This is a genomic window from Vibrio sp. N418, from assembly GCF_000222565.1.
Taxonomy (GTDB): Bacteria; Pseudomonadota; Gammaproteobacteria; order Enterobacterales; family Vibrionaceae; genus Vibrio; species Vibrio scophthalmi.
On record NZ_AFWD01000053.1, the window covers coordinates 16,452 to 36,421 of the forward strand.

Consider the following 19,970-nt stretch of genomic DNA (forward strand, 5'->3'; position numbering starts at 1 on the left):
AGCCGCTAACTCAAACGTTAGCGGCTTTTTTGTCGAACTTAGCTGTTTATCGCTGCTAGCTGGAACTCTTTCAAACGACTGCTTTGACGCTCTGCCAACTCAGACAAGAAGTTCGATGCTTGGCTTGATTCATCAATACCAGCCATGTTCTGTGCAATGGTGTCTTTGATGCCATGCAGCGATTCACTGATCTCTTCTGACGCTTTTGATTGCTGCTCTGCCGCCACCGACATTTCTGTCGAGCTATCATTTATCTCAGCCACCGCTTGCTGGGTTGCCGAAATTTTATCAACGACGACACTCGATGCTTCACGCACTTCGTCTACTTTCTCTAAGCAGCTTTGTACGGTAATTTGCGCTGTATCCGATTGGCGTTGTAACTCTTCGATAATCGATTTGATGTGCTCGGTCGAGTTTTGCGTTTTGCCTGCCAGTGAGCGAACTTCATCGGCAACCACGGCAAAGCCACGGCCTAGTTCACCCGCGCGCGCCGCTTCAATTGCAGCGTTTAGTGCCAGCAAGTTGGTTTGATCTGAAATGGCACTGATCACTTCCGCCACTTCGCTGATGCTGTGACAACGCTGTTTAAGGTTATCGACCACCACCGCGGTTTCACCCAGTTGCGCGGTTAGATCATTCGCGCGTTGGCTATTTTCTTGTGCTAACGATTGACCTTCTTCACACGCGCTGTAAGCCATAATCGCACGCGATTCAGTCTGTTTCGCTGACTCGGCCACAATCCCCGCCGACGTTGACATTTCGGTCACGGCTGCGGCTATTTGTTGTACTTGGAGGTTTTGCTCTTGGGCATTGGCAGAGCTTTGCACCATTACCGCCGCCAACTGTGTTGAGCTGGCTGAGACTTCAGCGCCCTGCCCACGCACTTCATCAATAACACGGCTGATCGACACGACGGTTTCATCGGCGTTCATTGCAAGACGAGCTAATTCATTTTTACCTTTAATGTGCGTTCTGGTTGAGAAATCTTTATTGGCCATCGATTGCAACGTGACCGTCAGTTGACCGAAGATCTGAATAAAGTGGCGCACTAGATAGATACAGAAAGCAATCGACACTAACGCCGCTACAATCCAAGAGATCACTTGAACTGAGATAACCTTGTTGATCGTGGCGAGCGAGGTATTGTTCGCTTCACCTAGCATTTGCATGTTGCGCTCAATCACAGTGACAATCGCACTGCGAATATCACCAGCAAATTCAACACGAGTCGTGGTTGCTTGCTTATCGGCTTCTAGCGCGGCAAAAATAACATCCGTTGAAGTGATATACCCTTGGAAAGTGGTGTCTTTAAAGTTTTTCACCGCAGGTAACCAGTCAAACTCATCTAATATTTTTCCGGCATTGGTTAGGTAACCAAGTGTCTGATCACGGCTTACATCAACACGCATGAAGACATTCATCGACATACTTGAATAGTAACTGTCTAGATTTTTAACCAACTGCTCGCCTTGCTTTTGCCACACCGCAACATCGAGATCATCGTTAACTTCTGCGTATTCCATCACCTCATTCACCATGGCGAATAATGGCGCCCACATATTCGGCGTATGCGTCCACCACTGTTCATGGATCAATTCATACTGCTCAACCGTCGTCGTCAACGTCTTTGAGTAACCATTCATATTCTCCAGCACACGTTGCATATCATCTTTGGTGCTTTGTGACATCGAAGGATTAGCAATAAACTGGCTAGTGATAAGATCTTGAGTCTCTTTAACTTTACTCTCAATACCAATCAGTTCTGATCGTAATTGGTCGGTATCGGCCATCATCATATCGCGGGTGTGAACGCGGATATTGTTCCAATTGTTATCCAGCATCGCTGCAGATTCCGCGCGTTCAGCGCGTGATGTTGAATACTCAACCCCATGTTTCATCTCTTCTAAAAAAACTAAGATCAAACAAGAAACAACGGCAGAAGCCAGTAACGATATCCCTACTGGCAACAGCAATAATGTACGTAAAGATAAGCTCGTAAGCCAAGATGGCGAGCTGTTGTTATTATTTTTCATTTCATCTCCAACGATAAAAATAGACAACCTTTCTGAATTTATTTTTTTAGTGCTGACCCATGGAGTGGTGCTTTACTTCTCAACCATGGGTTTTTGAACGCTTGTGTATTACGACGAACTTTTCTCACAATATTTTTTGCCGTCGTAGCATATTTCTTAGGTGAAAGAGTGAGCTGCGTCAGAAATACCATTGCAGCGGACATTTTTTGAACAACAATGTTTTTATCAAAAGCATCATATTCATTAATTGGAATTAAGCCACTGTAATAAAAGGACTTTAGCTGTTAATTACTGAAAATCCGTCACATCCTGTTACACAAGTAATGATATGAAACGTGATATGGTATCCAAAAATAACAACTCATCCTGTCGTCACCTCATCGAGTAATACCGCATGAGATCAGAACTATTCTCGCGCCTCATTTCTCATCTCTCGTATCTCATCTCTCGTTTCTTCCTTCTCGTATCTCTAGGAAAAATCAACGACGGTTTTTCGCTTACATCATGATTATTTTTACTGCTTCACATTTAACGCAGATACAGTTGTGTAAGCTATATAATCAAGGCAGTTTGGTGGATAGCCTTCGATATCAAAGGCTTGCTATATTCATCTTTTGGGAGGGCAAGGTATGAAATTTATTCACCACGGGGGTAAAGATACGGTGACAGGTTCTTGCCATGAATTACAAGTGGATGGGCAAGCAATTCTCGTCGATTGTGGTTTGTTTCAAGGCCAAGATAAACGCCCATTGGAGGTGGAGTTTGCCACCCAACATATCCAAGCTCTGTTACTGACCCACGCTCACATTGATCACATCGGCCGATTGCCTTGGTTATTGGCAAAGGGCTTTAAACAACCAATTTATTGCACCGAAGCCACTGCCGAAATGGTGCCTTTAATGTTAGAAGATAGTCTGAAATTACAATTGGGATTATCGAGTAAAAAAACAGAACGAGTTCTACGCCATATTTCGCGTTTACTGCGTCCTCAAGCTTATAACCAGTGGTTTACGCTCCCCGCCTTAGCTTCCTCTTCCAGCAACCATCTATCTGCATCTAAAGAAACCGAGCCGCTCAAAGCACGCTTTCAACATGCTGGCCATATTCTGGGATCCGCTTATATTGAAGTGTTGCTGCCCAATCAAGAAGTGGTGGTTTTCTCCGGTGATTTAGGCCCATGCAATACACCACTGCTACCCGATCCGGTTGCGCCACCTAGAGCGGATTATTTACTGATTGAATCTACCTATGGCGGTAAAACTCATGAAGATATTCAAACTCGCTCTCAGCGCTTGTTGGCTATTATTGAGCGTTCTCTGGCTGATGGTGGCGCGATTTTAATTCCCGCCTTTAGTGTTGGGCGAACACAAGAGTTGTTGTTCGATATTGAGCAGTTAATCCACCAGCAAAAAATTGAAGCGACCTTGCCAATCATTCTCGATTCACCGATGGCGCAAAAGGTGACCAAATCTTATCGCCGCTTTAAAGCACTATGGGGAAAAGAAGCGAAAGAGCGCCTAATAGAACAACGTCATCCACTGGCCTTTAAGCAATGCATCACGGTCGAAGATCATCGTACTCATCAACGCTTAGTCAATCGCCTTGCGTCAACAGGCGAAGCGGCGATAGTCGTTGCCGCTTCGGGTATGTGCCAAGGTGGACGCATTATGGATTATTTAAAGGCTCTACTCGCGGATGAGCGCACCGATGTACTGTTAGTCGGCTACCAAGCGCAAAACACATTGGGTTGGGCCATCCAAAATGGTGACAAGCAAGTCACCATTGATGAGCAAACTGTCGAGATTAACGCTCAAGTTCATACCATGTCGGGCTATTCCGCACACGCTGACCAAGCGGATCTACTGGGTTTTATTCAAGGTATTCCGACGCCACCGAAAGCAATCCACTTAATCCATGGTGAAACTAACGTTAAAGCGCAGTTTGCCGAGCAACTGCGCAGCAAAGGCTATCACGCGATCATTGAGTAGAACATGAACATTGAGTAGAGAATGTATTGAGTAGGGAATGAAGACAAAAAAAGAGCGCCATCGCTGGCACTCTCTATCATTGCTTGTTTCCTTTTGATGTTTGAAAAGGGGGAGGAGCATTCAAAGGGAAGCAATGATCAAATTACAATGGACGGCGCGTAACCTTTGCCCATTAACTTGGCCTAATTGGTGTTAGGCGGTCGCAGGCTGATGACCACTAGCACCGCCATTCATGCAATCTGCCACAAATTGAGCGCGTGCACCGAGGATAATTTGTACGCCATGCTTACCCACTTTAATCACGCCCATTGCACCCAGAGCCGTAATGCCCTCTTCATCAATGATGGACACATCTTTGACTTCTAAACGCAGACGAGTAATACAGGCGCCAACGGTTGTGATGTTGCCTCGACCACCCAGCAACTTAGTAATCTCCGCCGCCAGTTCATCGTTTTCTAACGTGATCTCTTTGCGTTCTGTATCTTCACGACCAACGGTTTTTAGATTGAATTTACGGATCGCAAATCGGAAGACGGTGTAATAAATAGCCGCCATACATGGGCCCCAAATTAACACGTTGACCCAGTTAGTTTTGAAGCCATCCATACCCGGCAATATACCGAATGAGATGAAATCGATAATGCCCGCAGAGAAGGTTTTACCAATGTGCACATCTAACGCATAGGTCACAGCATAAGAAACCCCAGCCATGATCGCGGAGAAGATATACAGCACTGGCGCGACAAAGATAAAGGCGAACTCAACTGGCTCAGTAATACCGGTAACAAATGAAGTCAGCGCCGCCGAGCCCAAAATACCCGCCGCGATTTTTTTGTTCTTATCTTTGGCTTCGTGGTACATCGCCAAACATGCCGCTGGAAAAGCAAACATGTAGATAGCAAAGTTACCTGAAAGGAATTTACCGGCATCCACATACTGCTCGGTAGAAAAGTCTTTCACGCCATCTTCCAACATTTTGAACCAAATGGTGTGGTCGCCATTAACCACGGTACCTGCCGCCGTGGTGTATTCACCAAACGAGAACCAGTAAGGACTATAGAAAATATGATGCAAACCCACTGGGATCAAAGCGCGTTCCATAAAACCATAGATAAAGGTAGAGAGGTACATATTGCCACCGTTTGCCATGTGCGACAGTGCATCAATACCCGATTGGATGTAAGACCAAACATAAGGCAGAACAAGGCCGATAAGAAACGCAGCAAAAGCGGTAACAATAGGAACGAAGCGTTTACCGGCGAAGAAACCGAGGAAATCTGGCAGTTTGGTATCAAAGAACTTCTGATACATGGTTGCGGCGAGAATACCAGCGATCAAGCCACCAAATACGCCTGTTTGTAGGGTAGGAATACCCATCACCATCGCGTAACGGCCACCTGACATCGCCATTTCTGGGGTAATGCCCAGCGCAACGCCCATAGTCGCATTCATTACCACCATACCAACAATGGCTGCTAATGCTGCGATACCGGATTCTTTGGTTAGACCCACCGCCGCACCAACTGCGAACAGCAGTGCTAGGTTATCAAAGATGACCCCGCCAGCGCGCATCATCAGCGGCATGTCGAGTTTTGCGCCGAAAGCCAACAATAGGCCTGCGGCAGGTAGGATTGAGATAGGTAACATCAACGCTTTGCCGATTGAGGAAAGCTTTGATAAACCACTTTTTAGACTGTCTATCATAATTCATGTCCATCTGTTGTTGTGAGGTACTTTTCCAACAACGATTCTATCGAGATAGTGCAAGTCTAAGGTTGCAAATTGCGAGTGGTTTGTAAGCTCCCTCTTACAAACCAGAATTGTTTTACATTCGTTTTTAATAAATGAAAATATCAGCTATTCAATCATTTATGAGCTTTAGGATCATGATGATCTTTTTACTCTTCATGCGACATCAGCTCTTATTCCCTTCTCTATTTTGCACCGCGTAGCGAATGGTAAAACGTCATGATAGCGAGGATAATAAACCCGCTCACAAGGCCAATAATGCCGTTACCCATCACCGAATAAGTCGGCGTGACATAAGGGATCACTGGCAACACATTCACCACACTGACCAAGCCATGATGCACAAATGGCAAACTGTGCACCACGATGCCGCCCCCAACTAAAAACATCGCAATGGTGCCGACAACGGTTAAGATCTTCATTAGCTTGGGAGCCATTGCCACCAACCCATCACCGATAGTACCTAATACCCCCTGACCGCCGCTTTTACGTTGCAGATAAAAGCCTAAGTCATCCATCTTCACGATGCCGGCCACCAAGCCATATACGCCAATGGTCATCAAGATAGCGATCAAACTCATCACCAATACTTGAGTCAGGAATGGATGTCCTTGCACTGTGCCCAGCGCAATCACAATAATCTCAGCCGAGAGGATAAAATCGGTGCGAATCGCCCCTTTAATTTTCTTCTGCTCGTAATCGCTAAGATCTTCGGCCGAGGGTTCGATTTCAGCTTTATGCTCTGCTTGTTCTGTTGAGCTTGCATGATGGAAAAACTTCTCATGCACTTTCTCTGCCCCTTCAAAACACAAGAACAAGCCACCAATCAGTAACAGTGGCGTAATCAACCACGGGGCGATAGAGCTTATCAGCAGCGCCGCTGGCACAAGGATCAATTTATTGCGAAAAGAACCTTTCGCTACGCCCCACACCACCGGAATTTCTCGCTCGGCACGCACGCCAGAAACTTGCTGCGCGTTTAACGCCAAATCATCCCCTAACACACCGGCGGTTTTCTTTGCCGCGACTTTAGACATCAAGGCAACATCATCAAGCACGGAAGCAATATCATCGAGTAGGGTCAGTAAACTTAATCCTGCCATTGTTGTTTCCTTATTTTTAAGCATGGATAGTATTTAGATCATCATAGGCCAAAAACTCTCATCACTGCTGTAAATAAAAATAAAGGCACCCATAAGGTGCCTAAAAAAATACAAAAACAACTAGGAAAACGATTACGCTCTAAGTGCCTGATCTAAATCATCAAGAATGTCATCGATATGCTCAATGCCAACCGATAGGCGAATCATTTCAGGGTAGACGCCCGCCTTGGCTTGCTCTTCGGTGCTCATCTGGCGATGCGTCGTTGAAGCAGGGTGGCAGGCAAGTGATTTCGCGTCACCAATATTGACCAAGCGCTTAAAGATTTGCAGCGCATCATAGAATCGCACGCCAGCGTCATAGCCATCTTTAAGACCAAACGACAAAATCGCCGACGGCTTGCCTTGCATGTACTTTTCAGCCAATGGGTAGAATGGCGAGTCCGCTAAACCTGCGTAACTGACCCAACTGACTTTTTCATGCTGCTGTAAGTATTGCGCGACTTTCAACGCATTCTCGGTATGGCGCTCCATACGCAGCGATAAGGTTTCTAACCCTTGCATTAACATAAACGCATTCATTGGTGATAGTGCAGCGCCTGTATTACGCAGCGGCACGGTACGTGCCCGACCAATAAATGCCGCAGGACCAAATGCCTCGGTATACACCACGCCATGATAAGAAGGCTCAGGTTGATTCATGACCGGGAAACGTTCTTTGTGCTCCGCCCAAGGAAAGGTGCCAGCATCAATGATCGCACCGCCTAATGTCGTACCATGGCCACCGACGTATTTGGTGAGCGAGTGCACCACGATGTCAGCGCCAAACTCAATCGGCTTACACAAAGCAGGGGTTGCTACGGTGTTATCGACAATCACAGGTACACCCTGCGCGTGCGCCACTGCGGCGACGCGTTCAAGATCGATAATATTACCCGCCGGGTTGCCTATGCTTTCGCAATAAACCGCCTTGGTATTTTCATCGATCAATTCCGCTAAACTTTCCGGTTTATCGTCTTTGGCGAAACGCACTTCAATGCCTTGCTTTGGTAGCATGTGAGCAAACAAGGTGTAAGTACCGCCATACAGCTGCGGAGTCGAAACGATATTATCGCCCGCTTCAGCCAAGGTTAAAATCGCATAGTTGATTGCCGCGCTCCCCGCGCTCACCACTAAACCAGCAATCCCCCCTTCTAATGCCGCTATGCGTTTCTCTAAAACGTCATTAGTCGGGTTCATAATACGGGTATAGATGTTACCTGGAACTTCAAGGTTAAACAGATCGGCGCCATGCTGTGCGCTATCAAATTCATACGCGACAGTCTGATAAATCGGGGTTGCGACTGATTTGGTGGTCGGCTCGGTTTCATAACCAAAGTGAATCGCTAGTGTTTCGTCTTTCATAACTCATCCATGATATTGATTGATTGTTTCGCGTGCTGAGTAACTCGCCCGCCGTTTGTTTACTCACTATAAAATGATAATGCGCCTTTCCGATTGGCGAATAAAGCAACAACGCTAAGAGATTTGAGGCGAGTCGGTGAAATTAAAGCCAAAGGCTGATTTTTGTCTGCTCTTTGGTTTCGTCTATGAAACGAATCACTGATGATGACTGCCGTTTCCAGCGAAGTACACTAGCCCGATCTCGCTAAATCCCCCTACTTTTCATCTAGCAACAAGCTCGCTGACCAACGATCCCATCAATAATCCCAGCTTACTTACGTTTAAACGCCAAAAAGTAATAACGACATGGTTTCTTGTGCTCTATATCACGCACATCACAATTAAAGCAGGTTTTATTTAACAAATAACTTACATAAAGGTTAATATTTGTCGACACGATAAATAAAGTAAATAAACCAATAAGTAACAGGGAAACTACTTATGCAGTCTTTCGTTGATTTTCTGAATGGAATCATTTGGAGCCCCGCACTAATTTATTTATGCCTAGGTGCCGGCTTGTTTTACTCAATCACTACACGATTTGTCCAAGTTCGCCATTTCTTTGAAATGTGGCGCTTGCTCCTTTCCGGTAAAAGTTCTGACAAAGGCATTTCCTCCTTCCAAGCGCTTGCGGTTTCACTTTCTGGCCGTGTAGGTACTGGTAATATTGCTGGCGTTGCCGCTGCCATTGGCTTTGGTGGCCCCGGCGCGGTGTTTTGGATGTGGATGGTGGCGTTTTTTGGCGCAGCAACAGCCTACGCTGAATCGACACTTGCCCAAATCTATAAAGAAGAAGATAACGGTGAATTCCGTGGTGGCCCGGCTTATTACATCGAAAAAGCCATGGGACAACGTTGGTATGCATGGATCTTTGCGATTGCCACAATTTTTGCCTGTGGTGTGTTATTACCTGGCGTACAGTCAAACAGCATTGGTAATGCGGTTGAAGCGGCGTTTGGTAGTGGTGAGATGATTGAAACCGCTGTCGGCACCTTTAGTTTTGCCAAAATCTTTACCGGCACAGTTATCTCGATCATTTTAGCCTTCATTATCTTTGGTGGCGTAAAACGGATTGCTCACTTCACTCAGGTTGTTGTGCCTTTTATGGCGCTGGCTTACATCATCACCGCCTTTGTGATTATTCTGCTGAACATCAGCGAAGTGCCACGCATCTTCTCAATGATCGTTGGCGATGCCTTTACACCAATGGCAGGCTTTGGTGCCGCAATTGGTTGGGGGGTAAAACGTGGGGTGTACTCTAATGAAGCGGGCCAAGGTACGGGCCCTCATGCAGCCGCAGCGGCAAACGTGGAACACCCAGCTCAACAAGGTTTAGTGCAAGCTTTCTCAATCTATATAGATACATTATTAGTTTGTTCAGCCACTGCGTTTATGATTCTAATCACTGGCGCATATAACGTTCATGGCGCAGGCGAAGGCGCATTCCTAGTACAGCACCTTGCGGCCGATATTAGTGCCAATGGCCCAGTCTTTACCCAAATGGCGATTGAAAGCGCGCTACCGGGGATCGGCAAACCGTTTATTGCTTTAGCGCTGTTCTTCTTCTCGTTTACCACCGTTCTGGCTTACTACTACATTGCTGAAACCAATATTGCCTACATCCGTCGCACTTTCAAAGTGAGCGGTCTGATGTTCATCCTCAAGCTGGTGATCATCGCATCGGTATTCTACGGTTCGGTAAAAACGGCCAATCTAGCCTGGGCGATGGGTGATGTTGGGGTCGGCCTGATGGCATGGCTCAATATCGTCGGTATTTTGATCATCTTCTTCCTATCTAAACCTGCACTAAAGGCGCTGAAAGATTATGAAGAGCAACAGAAGCAAGGCGTAACAGAATATACGTTCAACCCGTTAAAATTGGGCATCAAAGGTGCTCATTATTGGGAAGAGCGCTATCGTCGTAAAACAGGGCATAACCCGATCGACGAAGATAAGACCGAGGTCGTCTCACAAACCTCACCACAATAAGAAAAAGCGGTGTATGTTCCAATCGACATAAGCGACTCATGCTTATCTGATTGGTACAAAAAAGGGTTAGCCATTGGCTAACCCTTTTCTTTTATCGTTGTAGAACAATAGCGCGATTAAGCAGCCACTTGCTCAGCAGCAACGATTGGCTTGATACGCTTTTCACCAACTGGCAGTACTACGCGACCGAACTCGTTGTTTAGCACTTGTGCCATTGCGAAGTAGATTGCGCTAGCGCCACAGAAGATACCTTCAATACCAGCGATAGTGCCGATCAGTGAGCTACCAGTGAAATCACGTGCTGCAAGTAGGAAGAATAGGATCGTTAGAGAGCCGAATACCACTTGTTTTGCCACTGGGTAGCAAAGAGAACCGATAAACATGAAGCCAGTGAAGATACCCCAAAGTGCTAGGTACCAACCCATGAAGCTTGCTGGGCTTGGAGCAAGGCCCATGTTAGGCATTACAAGAATACCCACAAGAGTCAGCCAGAAAAGACCGTAAGAAGTGAAAGCAGTGGTACCAAAGGTGTCGCCACGCTTAAAGCACATCATACCAACAAGAACTTGGCCAAGGCCACCGTAGAAGATACCCATTGCTAGGATCATTGAATCGATTGGAAAAAAGCCTGCGTTATGGATGTTAAGCAGGATAGTTGTCATACCGAAACCCATTAGGCCTAGTGGGGCTGGGTTAGCCAGTTTAGTTGACATTGGCGCGTACCTTTCAAAAATGTTTATAAAAATTACGCGCGAATTTTAAGGTACACCCAATTAAACACAAGAAGCGAGTAACGAAAACTTAGATTACACAAATAAGCAATAAGACGAATACTCTAGCAATCATTAACATAGCCATCTTTCGAGCAAGAAAACACCTGCAATTGTAGTTATTTTGTGCAATTACAGGTGCAAATTTATCATTTAGAGCAAATTACTATTCAGCAAAATTATCACTAAGGAATTGCCGATATAAATTTCCATGGGTCCCCTTTGCTTGGTTCATTTCCTTGTGTCCACCATTTCGCTTCATAAACGGCATTCTGGTAACTCACTTGTTCCCCTCCTTGGTAAACAGTCGTTGCATTCCACGCGGGAACAGTACCAGGAGGATCAACAGGAAGAGGATCAAGTTTATCCACCACTCTCACTTCAGGCCAACTGGCATGTGACTGATAGAAATTAGTGACACATTTTTCATAGTCACCTTTAACTAAAGCGGAATAAGCCGTTTGATAGCCGACTAACTGGCATTCAAACGAATAACCTTCCGGGCGATCAGAAAAATATTGCCAGTTGCCATCCCAATTGGTGTAAAGCACATCCGTCGCCCCTTCAAGGTTAATACTCCCATACGGCGTTTGTTGCCAACAGGTATTCACTTCGTCAGCCTCAAGTGGAATTTGATAATGAGCTGATAAGCCTTCCCAATACTTAATGCGATTAACTGGCTGACCTTTATCTTTATTCTGCTCTCCACACTCAATACCACCATTAATTATGTTGATGGTGGTACCGAACCCATAACCTATTCCAGCATCAATTTCTCGCTGTGAAGGTGACCATGTTCGATCGATCACGTGTAGCATTGCTGGCTTAGGAGCTTGTGGCGTCAAGAAGAACCAAATAGCAGAGGCTAAGTTTAACCAACTGTCTGCTACTGCTGCTGGATTGTTAAGTAATATTGTTGCGTCACCTGCATACATTGCTTCCGAAAATGCGCCATAGTTAAAATGATATGAAAGCTGTTTTGCACCACGACCAAAATAGCCTTGCCCTGCAGAACACGGCCATTTTCTGTTTTGCCAATCATTTTGTCCGCAGCCCGTCGTATAACCTTCTTGGCCTTCAGACCACCCCATTTCTCGAACATGCACTAATGCTTGTTGCCACTCTTCAAGTCCGAGAGGATTATCCCAATAGTTATCCTTGGCAATATGGCCGCCCGTTTCTTGGGCAAAATGTGCAAAAGCAGTAATAATCGATTTTTTACAAATAGCATCAGAATCACGACCATCTGTATACGTAGCACAAAATGCAGGAAACTTACCTATCGCTTGCAAAAACTTCTGATAGCTGTATTCAGGGGCCGCCATATGAGTGAGATAATCCCACTCTGCTGACGGAAATACCTTCTCTGCTCTTTTTACATTGTCAGGATTACTTGGTCGTCCCGGCTCAATAGCATTAACAACGGTATTACTGGCTGTAGTAAGAGCTTGTGACCAGATTGCATACATGGGATCAGATGTTTTGCTGTTCTCTACCGCCTCTACATCTGCTCTGGCAACAATATAACCAGTGGGATTTTGCGGATCAGGTTGAATATTCATATTTGCCCAAACTGGAGGGGCGAGCGCTAAGGTCATGGAAACGCTAGCTGTTATGATCGTTTTCATTTCATTGGAGTCCTCAGGATTAAACACCTCCAAAAGACTAGAATAACATTCTATATCTTGCGGAGACTCCAATTCATAGCTCCGTTAAGTTGCGAGCAAGCTTAGAATAAAAACTAATGAGTTACATATATATTAATAAAATATGTTACGTAAGATAGAAAAAGGAGCAAAAAGTGCTCCTTAAAATTAAACGTTCACAGATCCATTGCTATACACCAATGGATACACTGCTTAAGCATGACTGTGATATAACTTTTGACCTAACGATGTTTTGGTCAACAAGAAATAGAGAGCCAATTGCACCATCAGCGCCAACACGAGTGTCAGTGGTGATTCGGTAATACCAGCAAACAAAAAGCCAACAAGGGCGATCGCACCATTCACGAGCGCATAAGGAAGCTGTGTTCTAAAGTGCTCATATTGCTCACAAGCCGCCCCTGTCGATGACAAAATCGTTGTTTCTGAAATCGGTGAGCAGTGATCGCCAAATAGACCACCAGAAAGCACCGCACCAATACAAACCAATAACGGCGCATCAATGGCTACCGCCGTTGGAATAACCAGCGGCATCATAATCGCAAAGGTGCCCCATGATGAACCGGTAGCAAAAGAGATAATCGCCGCAAGCAAGAAGGCAATGGAAGGCAATAACCAGTGAGGGAATCCTGCTTGTGCTTGCTCAGCAATGTACGCGGCAGCACCCAGCTCTTTGCCGACAGAGCTAAGGGACCAAGCCAAGATCAAGATGACTGCGACAGACATCATTCCTGACATCCCTTTCAAATAGATTTGGATGCTATCAGCGATTTTTCTCACACTATAAAAGGCCATTAAGCTAATAAGCGTAAAAGCTGCAAAAAGGTAAGCGGTAGACAGTGCTGCTCTAAAGGTGGAACCCGCGACTTTTTGAAATGGAAAACCTTGTGGAATAAGCATTGAGCACAATACCACTAACATCACCATCAGCGGCGCCCAAACAAAAGACGACTTTGCATTTTTATGCGTAAAAGGCTGATGTTGTTCTTGCTCAATCGGTTGGCTAATAATGCCTTGCTCAGCTTGCTTTTCTGCTTGGGCCATAGGACCAAAATCGAGCTTAAAAATGGAAATAATTGGAATGATCGCAATCGCTAAAAAGGCATAAAATTGATACGGAATCGCCCCGATAAAGGCATCCCAATCACTCATGCCGACACTTAACTGAGTAAACTCTTTTTGAATCAATCCCATGATGTAGACCCCCCAACCGATAAACGGCACAAGGATGGCGACAGGAGAAGAGGTTGAATCGATAATAAAAGCGAGCTTCTGACGCGATATTTTAAGTTTATCAAACAGTGGTCTGAATACCGGGCCAACAATAAGCGGTGTACCAAGGTCAGAAAAGAAGATAACAATGCCGCCTAACCATGCAGAAAGCTGAGCTTGGCACTTGTTGGCCACTAATTTAGTCACGCGCTCGGCAAAGGCAACACCACCCCCTGATTTTTCCATCAAGGCGACAAAGCCACCAATAAAGACCAGTAGCAATATCACGCCGGCGTTATAGCTGTCGGTCAATTGAGGAAGAAGGTAACTCTTCATCAAGGCACCAAAAGAGTCGAGTAAGCCCGTTTTTACGAAAGTACCTTCCAACATTGCCACGCCACTAATCACACCTGCAAACAGTCCTAAAACGACATTGCGGGTGGTTAATGCCAGCACCAGAGTAACGATAATTGGTAGAAGAGAGATGATTCCCGGCTGTTCCATAGCAAAATCCAATCAAAATAATTAGTCATAAAAATCGAATATACATGCAACTTAATGTGTTGTATATCAATTCTAATGCAAAAGTTTATATTGGTTTGAATTATCGAGAATGAGGAGATTAAGACGAAAAAAAACCAGCCCTAAGGCTGGTTCTTAACTTGGTCAATTAAGCGGAAATTATTCCCACTCGATCGTCGCTGGTGGCTTACCTGAAATATCGTAAACCACGCGTGAAATACCGTCTACTTCGTTGATGATACGGTTAGAAACCTTACCTAGGAAGTCGTATGGTAGGTGCGCCCAATGAGCCGTCATAAAGTCGATGGTTTCTACCGCACGTAGCGATACAACCCAATCGTATTTACGGCCATCACCCATTACGCCTACAGAACGTACTGGTAGGAATACCGTAAATGCTTGCGATACTTTGTTGTAAAGATCCGCTGCGTGAAGCTCTTCAATGAAGATAGCATCAGCACGACGTAGCAAGTCACAGTACTCTTTTTTCACTTCACCAAGAACACGAACACCAAGGCCTGGTCCTGGGAATGGATGGCGGTAAAGCATGTTGTAAGGTAAGCCTAGCTCTAGACCGATCTTACGCACTTCATCTTTAAATAGCTCACGTAGTGGCTCAACCAAGCCCATTTCCATATCGTCTGGCAAACCGCCTACGTTATGGTGAGATTTGATCACGTGTGCTTTGCCTGTCTTAGACGCCGCTGATTCGATAACATCTGGGTAGATCGTACCCTGTGCTAGCCATTTAGCATTGGTCAGTTTCTTCGATTCTTCATCAAAGATATCAACGAAAACGTGACCGATGATCTTACGTTTTGCTTCTGGCTCAGATACGCCTTCAAGTGCTTTAAGGAAACGCTCTTCTGCGTCAACTTTAATGATGTTTAGACCAAACTGATCACCAAACATCTCCATCACTTGCTGGCCTTCATTTAAACGTAGTAGACCGTTATCAACGAATACACACGTTAGCTTGTCGCCGATTGCGCGGTGCGCAAGCATTGCCACAACAGAAGAGTCAACACCGCCAGATAGACCAAGAATCACTTCATCGTCACCCACTTGCTCTTTAATACGAGCAACCGCGTCTTCAATGATTGATTCTGAAGTCCATAGACGCTCACAACCACATACATTTAGTACGAAGTTTTCTAGCATCTTAAGGCCGTTTTTAGTGTGCGTTACTTCTGGGTGGAACTGAACGCCGTAGTATTTCTTCTCTTCGTTTGCCATCGCAGCATAAGGACAAGTGTCTGTCTGTGCGATCTTGGTGAAGTCAGATGGGATCTCGATAACTTTGTCACCGTGGCTCATCCAAACATCTTGTGTCGCTTCAAGGCCTGCGAACAGTGCTGATTCGCCCGTCACTTGTACTGCAGCGTAACCAAATTCGCGCTCAGTAGAACCTGCTACTTTACCGCCAAGTTGTTCAGCCATGGTCTGCATGCCGTAACATACACCAAATACAGGGACACCAGAGTCGAATACATATTGAGGAGCTCGTGGAGAGTTTGCTTCAGTCACACTCTCAGGGCCACCAGATAGGATGATGCCATCTGGATTGAATTCACGAATATCCGCTTCTTCTACATCCCAGCTCCATAGCTCACAGTAAACACCGATCTCACGAACACGGCGCGCTACTAGCTGAGTGTACTGAGAACCGAAGTCCAGAATCAGAATACGTTGGTCATGAATATTTTTTGTCATTTTGGGCAGTCTTATAAGCTGAGTTATTACAACGGAGGCGAGTTTACCCGCCTCACATTAATGCTTCAAGGAAAAAGCAAACGTTTACGTAAGATAAATTCTATCGAAAGAATTAACCTCGACGGTAGTTTGGCGCTTCCTTAGTGATCTGAACGTCGTGTACGTGAGATTCAGCCATACCTGCACCTGAGATACGAACAAATTCTGCTTTAGTACGCATTGCTTCGATCGTTGCTGAGCCAGTTAGACCCATGCTTGAACGTAGACCACCCATTTGTTGGTGAACGATCTCTTTCAAATGACCTTTGTATGCGATACGACCTTCGATACCTTCTGGAACTAGCTTGTCTGCTGCGTTATCAGATTGGAAGTAACGATCTGAAGAACCTTGTGACATCGCGCCTAGTGAACCCATGCCGCGGTAAGATTTGTATGAACGACCGTTGTAAAGAATCACTTCGCCCGGTGCTTCTTCAGTACCTGCGAACATTGAGCCAACCATTACACATGATGCGCCCGCTGCGATTGCTTTACAGATATCACCAGAGAAACGGATGCCGCCATCAGCAATAACTGGGATGCCGTATTCATTTGCCACTTCTGCTGCATCAGCAATCGCAGTAACTTGAGGAACACCGACGCCCGTTACGATACGAGTAGTACAGATTGAACCTGGGCCAATGCCCACTTTCACTGCGCTAACACCCGCTTCAATCAGTGCTTTAGCACCAGCGCCTGTTGCTACGTTACCGCCGATGATGTCTAGATCTGGGAATGCTGCGCGAGTTTCGCGGATACGATTTAGAACACCTTCTGAGTGACCATGAGATGAGTCGATAAGTAGAACGTCAACACCCGCTTCAACTAGCGCTTGAACACGCTCTTCGTTACCTGCGCCTGCGCCAACTGCAGCACCTACACGTAGACGACCTTGCGCATCTTTACATGCATTCGGCTTAGTTTCTGCTTTGTGGAAGTCTTTTGCGGTGATCATACCGGTTAGTTGGAACTCGTCGTTCACTACCAATACTTTTTCAACACGAGCGCTGTGCATTTTCTCTTGAACTTCTTCACGAGATGCACCTTCTTTAACAGAAGCTAGACGCTCTTTCGGTGTCATTACTACATTTACTTTCTTACTTAAGTCAGTAACAAAGCGCACATCACGACCAGTGATGATACCAACAAGCTCGTTGCTCTCAGTAACAACAGGGAAACCAGCAAAACCGTGTTTTCTTGTTAATTCAACCACATCTGCAATTGTTGCATCTGGGTGTACCGTTACAGGGTGAGTAACAACGCCCGCTTCGAAGATTTTCACTTGGTGAACCATCTCAGCTTGTTGCTCGATAGACATGTTCTTGTGAATAAAACCAATACCGCCTTCTTGCGCTAGGGCAATCGCTAGGCGAGCTTCTGTTACTGTGTCCATAGACGCAGAAATCATTGGGATGTTCAGAGAAATGTTTTTCGTTAGCTGAGTGCGAAGATCAGCTGTGTTTGGGAGAACAGTGGAGTGAGCTGGCACGAGTAGTACGTCATCGAATGTCAGCGCTTCTTTGGCAATTCTTAGCATTTGCAATATCTCACAATTAGAGGAGTAAAAAAAACAATCCAGTCTCATCGTTTCGCATAATGAGGGCAATTCGTCAGGGTGACTCGTTGCATTTGGATTAGATATTGCGGTGGGATTATACGGTCAACGCATACGCTTGACCACTAATTTTTTTAATTTTTTTCTTGCATTTACCCCCTTGCTATGTATTATATTGCCGCTAACTTCCATACCCACGCCCACGGAATTTAGCTGTGTCATCTCTGACCAATCAAAACATCTTCACTGTTTCTCGTCTAAATGCCGAAGTTCGCTTATTACTCGAAAATGAAATGGGGATTGTCTGGTTAGTTGGCGAGATTTCCAACTTCTCTGCACCTGTCTCTGGCCACTGGTATCTCACACTTAAAGATTCCCGCGCCCAAGTAAAATGCGCCATGTTCCGTGGCAACAATCGTCATGTCAGTTTCAAGCCTACCAATGGCAATCAAGTTTTAGTTAAAGCTCGTCTCTCTCTGTATGAACCGCGTGGTGATTATCAATTAATCATCGAAAGCATGCAGCCTGAAGGTGACGGTCGCTTACAACAACAATTTGAAGAACTGAAGATGAAGTTGGCCAGTGAAGGATTGTTTGCCCAAACCAGCAAGCAAATCTTACCTGAGCACCCTAAGTGCGTTGGCGTTATCACCTCGAAAACAGGTGCAGCCCTATTCGACATCTTAGATGTGTTAAAGCGTCGTGATCCTTCTCTGCCCGTGGTGATTTACCCAACCATGGTACAAGGCGAAGAAGCAGCGATTCAAATCGCTCAAGCGATTGGCCGTGCTAATGCCCGTAACGAGTGTGATGTCTTGATCGTGGGTCGTGGTGGCGGCTCATTAGAAGATCTGTGGTGCTTTAACAATGAAATCGTTGCCCGTACGATCGCAGCGAGTCAGATCCCGATCATCAGTGCCGTTGGTCATGAGATCGATGTGACGATCGCAGACTTTGTCGCCGATATGCGTGCCCCTACCCCTTCAGCTGCTGCTGAATTGGTTAGCCGTGATAATAGCCACAAAGCTCAAGGCATCGCCGGACGTGAGCAAAAGCTGTTTGGTGCATGGCGCCACTATCTGTCGCAACAAAAGCAGCAAGTTAACCGTCTTCAGCATCGTCTTGAAAGGCAGCACCCTAGCCAGCAATTGCAGCGTCAGAGCCAACAGCTTGATGAACTTGATGGCCGTTTACAACGTGCAATGCAACGATTCACCGCTCTGCATCAGCAGAAAGTGGAACGACAATTACATCGCTTGCAACTGCATTCACCGGCTAAACGTTTAAGCTTACAACAAGCAACGCTCGCTCGTGTCGAACAGAAGTTGTTGGATGCCATGGATAGAAGACTGCTTAATACGCGTCATCAACTCGCTATTGCTGCCGAGAAGCTTGATACTGTTAGCCCTCTAGCTACCTTAAAGCGTGGCTATTCAATTACTCAAGACGCGCAAGGCCAAGTGGTTCAATCTACTACCGATGTAAAAACGGGCGACACTCTGGTCACCCGTTTGGCTAATGGCGAAGTTCGTTCTACCGTAAATTAGTCTCTATCTAAATCGATGCTTGACCCTACTGGCTAATCGAAGCCAATTTTAGTTACTGATTTCAATCATGCCGCGACAACTTTGTCAGCGGCGACTAAATCAGCTCAAACTGTTCTCTGCTTACGCCGTTAACTTCTTTTCTACGCCTGCTTTTGAAACTCAAAACGAACGCGTGACTTTGATTTAAGTTCGTTGCAACTCTCACTGTGGCAAAAATAGTTGGCCGCCCCACACGCCTGCAGTTTCTCTAACTGGCTGTCACAGTCAGGACAAAATGCTACTTTTTTGAAATCCACATCGCACTGCATACAATGGTAGTGACCTTGCCATTGCAGCTCGTTGTCGCATTGTGGGCAATGATTTTCGTTCATGATACTGCTTCCTTGTTGATACTGATCGTATTGTGGATCGAGTGCGTAGAGTCGGCTTTGATCTTCGTCACATCACACTATTACTGGCTTCTCGTTGACCAAAGAGCACGAATTCGGTCACGATGATCTTTATAAGATCATCGGCTAAATCCAAGTTGATCAGCGATCAACCCCAAAAAGAACATTTATATAACCACACACCGAAAGCATAAGTTACATATTCTGTATTTGCATTTCAGGCAATACAAAACTCTACTTATGGTTTTTAAATTAAC

13 protein-coding genes are annotated in these 19,970 nt (G+C 45.6%); 3 read left to right on the forward strand and 10 right to left on the reverse strand.

Annotated elements, in window-relative coordinates; genetic code table 11:
- Positions 1-38 precede the first annotated feature (38 nt).
- Positions 39-2,033, reverse strand: a complete 1,995-nt coding sequence (locus RH86_RS11170) for a methyl-accepting chemotaxis protein (RefSeq protein WP_005594241.1) — start codon at positions 2,031-2,033, stop codon at positions 39-41.
- A gap of 629 nt (positions 2,034-2,662) precedes the next feature.
- Between RH86_RS11170 and RH86_RS11175 the strand changes: the two genes are divergently transcribed.
- Positions 2,663-4,021, forward strand: coding sequence for an MBL fold metallo-hydrolase RNA specificity domain-containing protein (locus RH86_RS11175; RefSeq protein ID WP_009386268.1), 1,359 nt, complete (start codon positions 2,663-2,665; stop codon positions 4,019-4,021).
- A gap of 192 nt (positions 4,022-4,213) precedes the next feature.
- Here RH86_RS11175 and RH86_RS11180 read toward each other — a convergent pair whose 3' ends face one another.
- From RH86_RS11180 to RH86_RS11190, 3 genes are all read right to left on the reverse strand, one after another.
- Positions 4,214-5,725 (reverse strand): PTS transporter subunit EIIC, encoded by a 1,512-nt coding sequence (locus tag RH86_RS11180; RefSeq protein ID WP_009386269.1) that lies wholly within the window; start codon positions 5,723-5,725, stop codon positions 4,214-4,216.
- Between the two features lie 230 nt (positions 5,726-5,955).
- Positions 5,956-6,873 (reverse strand): DUF808 domain-containing protein, encoded by a 918-nt coding sequence (locus tag RH86_RS11185; RefSeq protein ID WP_009386270.1) that lies wholly within the window; start codon positions 6,871-6,873, stop codon positions 5,956-5,958.
- A gap of 132 nt (positions 6,874-7,005) precedes the next feature.
- Positions 7,006-8,274, reverse strand: coding sequence for an O-acetylhomoserine aminocarboxypropyltransferase/cysteine synthase family protein (locus RH86_RS11190; protein ID WP_005594235.1), 1,269 nt, complete (start codon positions 8,272-8,274; stop codon positions 7,006-7,008).
- Positions 8,275-8,754: 480 nt separating this feature from the next.
- Here RH86_RS11190 and RH86_RS11195 point away from each other — a divergent pair, with 480 nt between their 5' ends.
- Positions 8,755-10,302 carry an alanine/glycine:cation symporter family protein gene (locus tag RH86_RS11195; protein WP_009386271.1) on the forward strand — a complete coding sequence of 516 codons (1,548 nt, stop codon included), beginning with the start codon at positions 8,755-8,757 and terminating at the stop codon, positions 10,300-10,302.
- Between the two features lie 116 nt (positions 10,303-10,418).
- On the opposite strand, the gene RH86_RS11200 is transcribed toward RH86_RS11195, so the two are convergent.
- The 5 genes from RH86_RS11200 to guaB form a co-directional block, all read right to left on the reverse strand.
- Positions 10,419-11,015, reverse strand: coding sequence for an acetate uptake transporter (locus tag RH86_RS11200; RefSeq protein WP_005594232.1), 597 nt, complete (start codon positions 11,013-11,015; stop codon positions 10,419-10,421).
- Between the two features lie 242 nt (positions 11,016-11,257).
- Complete coding sequence (locus RH86_RS11205; RefSeq protein WP_009386272.1) at positions 11,258-12,700, reverse strand: chitinase; 1,443 nt, start codon at positions 12,698-12,700, stop codon at positions 11,258-11,260.
- A gap of 231 nt (positions 12,701-12,931) precedes the next feature.
- Positions 12,932-14,452, reverse strand: coding sequence for a Na+/H+ antiporter NhaC family protein (locus tag RH86_RS11210; protein ID WP_009386273.1), 1,521 nt, complete (start codon positions 14,450-14,452; stop codon positions 12,932-12,934).
- A 177-nt stretch (positions 14,453-14,629) separates the two neighbouring features.
- On the reverse strand, positions 14,630-16,183 hold the full coding sequence (gene guaA / locus RH86_RS11215; RefSeq protein ID WP_005594227.1) for a glutamine-hydrolyzing GMP synthase: 1,554 nt from the start codon (positions 16,181-16,183) through the stop codon (positions 14,630-14,632).
- 112 nt (positions 16,184-16,295) lie between these two features.
- Positions 16,296-17,759 (reverse strand): IMP dehydrogenase, encoded by a 1,464-nt coding sequence (gene guaB, locus RH86_RS11220; protein ID WP_005594225.1) that lies wholly within the window; start codon positions 17,757-17,759, stop codon positions 16,296-16,298.
- 233 nt (positions 17,760-17,992) lie between these two features.
- On the opposite strand from guaB, the gene xseA reads away from it, so the two are divergent.
- Positions 17,993-19,324: an exodeoxyribonuclease VII large subunit gene (gene xseA, locus RH86_RS11225; RefSeq protein WP_009386274.1), complete on the forward strand. Its 1,332-nt coding sequence runs from the start codon at positions 17,993-17,995 to the stop codon at positions 19,322-19,324.
- A 140-nt stretch (positions 19,325-19,464) separates the two neighbouring features.
- On the opposite strand, the gene RH86_RS11230 is transcribed toward xseA, so the two are convergent.
- The gene (locus tag RH86_RS11230; protein ID WP_005594222.1) at positions 19,465-19,695 is read right to left on the reverse strand and encodes a zinc ribbon domain-containing protein; all 231 of its coding nucleotides are present in this window, start codon (positions 19,693-19,695) and stop codon (positions 19,465-19,467) included.
- Between the last annotated feature and the right edge of the window lie 275 nt (positions 19,696-19,970).

Excerpts from the sequence above, each read along its gene's own strand:
- RH86_RS11230 (WP_005594222.1), bottom strand. The coding sequence starts at position 19,695 with ATGAACGAAAATCATTGCCCACAATGCGACAACGAGCTGCAATGGCAA.
- RH86_RS11185 (WP_009386270.1), bottom strand. The coding sequence starts at position 6,873 with ATGGCAGGATTAAGTTTACTGACCCTACTCGATGATATTGCTTCCGTG.
- guaB (WP_005594225.1), bottom strand. The coding sequence starts at position 17,759 with ATGCTAAGAATTGCCAAAGAAGCGCTGACATTCGATGACGTACTACTC.
- RH86_RS11175 (WP_009386268.1), top strand. The coding sequence starts at position 2,663 with ATGAAATTTATTCACCACGGGGGTAAAGATACGGTGACAGGTTCTTGC.
- RH86_RS11205 (WP_009386272.1), bottom strand. The coding sequence starts at position 12,700 with ATGAAAACGATCATAACAGCTAGCGTTTCCATGACCTTAGCGCTCGCC.
- RH86_RS11200 (WP_005594232.1), bottom strand. The coding sequence starts at position 11,015 with ATGTCAACTAAACTGGCTAACCCAGCCCCACTAGGCCTAATGGGTTTC.
- RH86_RS11170 (WP_005594241.1), bottom strand. The coding sequence starts at position 2,033 with ATGAAAAATAATAACAACAGCTCGCCATCTTGGCTTACGAGCTTATCT.
- RH86_RS11210 (WP_009386273.1), bottom strand. The coding sequence starts at position 14,452 with ATGGAACAGCCGGGAATCATCTCTCTTCTACCAATTATCGTTACTCTG.
- guaA (WP_005594227.1), bottom strand. The coding sequence starts at position 16,183 with ATGACAAAAAATATTCATGACCAACGTATTCTGATTCTGGACTTCGGT.
- RH86_RS11190 (WP_005594235.1), bottom strand. The coding sequence starts at position 8,274 with ATGAAAGACGAAACACTAGCGATTCACTTTGGTTATGAAACCGAGCCG.
- RH86_RS11180 (WP_009386269.1), bottom strand. The coding sequence starts at position 5,725 with ATGATAGACAGTCTAAAAAGTGGTTTATCAAAGCTTTCCTCAATCGGC.
- RH86_RS11195 (WP_009386271.1), top strand. The coding sequence starts at position 8,755 with ATGCAGTCTTTCGTTGATTTTCTGAATGGAATCATTTGGAGCCCCGCA.